The organism is Ideonella azotifigens (assembly GCF_006519715.1).
Taxonomy (GTDB): domain Bacteria; phylum Pseudomonadota; class Gammaproteobacteria; order Burkholderiales; family Burkholderiaceae_C; genus Ideonella; species Ideonella azotifigens.
Genome location: NZ_VIDT01001113.1, coordinates 1 through 1,220, shown reverse-complemented (window position 1 = coordinate 1,220; position 1,220 = coordinate 1). Strand labels below are relative to the sequence as shown.

Genomic DNA, 1,220 nt, shown 5'->3' with positions numbered 1-1,220 from the left:
GGCCCGAGGAAGCTGCGCCCTGCCCGGTCCTCCCGGCGCACGCGCAGGTTGGCCAGCAGATTGGCCTCGATGTGGTACAGCGCCTCGTGCAGCCAGGCCACGCACAGGTCGGCCTGCCCAGTGGCCACCGCCTGCAGGGCTTGCTGGGTGGTTTCGAAGGACAGCACCCGGGTGCCCGGGAACTCGCGCGTCAGCATTTCGCCCGGCACCTGGGCCTGCACGATGGCCACGCGGCGGCCGGCAAAGTTCTGGGCTTCGGACACGTCAGTCACATCGCTGCGGGTCACCAGCACCAGCTCGGCATCCAGCAAGGCACCGGGGAAGGTGGCAAAGGGCTCGCGCACGGGACTGGGCGCAGCCAGCGGCGTCATCTGCACCTCGCCGGTGGCCAGCAGTTGCGCGGCCGCCTGGGCCGAGGGCACCCAGCGGTAGGCCCAGCGCAAGCCGGTGCGCTCGCCAATGCGGTCCATCATGTCGATGGCAAAACCCACCGGCGTGCCGTCCGCGTGTCGGCTGTAGTACGGCGCGTTGCCGTCCACCACCACCACCGGCACGACGCCCTGCTGGGCAATCCAGTTGCGCTCCTGGTCGCTCAGGCTGGGGAGCTGGGCAAATGCCAGCGCGGCCGGCAGCAGCCAGAGCCAGCCCCACAACAGCACACGAAAGCAGACCCGCATGCGGCATCGTACCCGGCACGCAAGCCGCTTCGCCAAAACAACAGGCGCAGGCCTGGCCCTCGCGCCGGCGGCACCGTAGACTCCGCAGCCGACTTTCAGGAACCTTCCCATGCAACTCATCGGCATGCTGGACTCGCCTTACGTGCGGCGCGTCGCCATCTCCCTGCAGCTCTTGCAACTGCCGTTTGAACACCGCTCGGTCTCGGTCTTCCGCGGCTTCGAGCAGTTCAGGCAGATCAACCCGGTGGTCAAGGCGCCGACGCTGCTTTGCGACGATGGCACGCCGTTGATGGACTCGACGCTGATGCTCGAATATGCCGAAGCGCTGGCGGCCCCGCGCAGCCTGATGCCGGCCGCCCTGCCCGAGCGCCAGCAGGCGCTGCACCTGATCGGCCTGGCGCTGGCCGCGACGGAGAAGAGCGTGCAGATCGTCTACGAACACGGCATTCGGCCGGCCGAGAAGGTTCACGCGCCGTGGCTTGAGCGCGTGACCGGCCAGATGCACAGCGCCTTCGGCCTGCTCGAAGCGGCGCTGGCACCGCA

At 68.9% G+C, this 1,220-nt stretch carries 2 protein-coding genes; one reads left to right on the top strand and one right to left on the bottom strand.

The window, feature by feature from the left end:
• The coding region (locus FKP22_RS30970) for a transporter substrate-binding domain-containing protein (RefSeq protein ID WP_170201199.1) at positions 1 to 677 on the bottom strand (677 nt) is incomplete at its 3' end.
• 109 nt (positions 678 to 786) lie between these two features.
• On the opposite strand from FKP22_RS30970, the gene FKP22_RS30965 reads away from it, so the two are divergent.
• Positions 787 to 1,220, top strand: a 434-nt coding sequence (locus FKP22_RS30965; protein WP_141292007.1) for a glutathione S-transferase family protein, incomplete at its 3' end; no start/stop codon positions are given.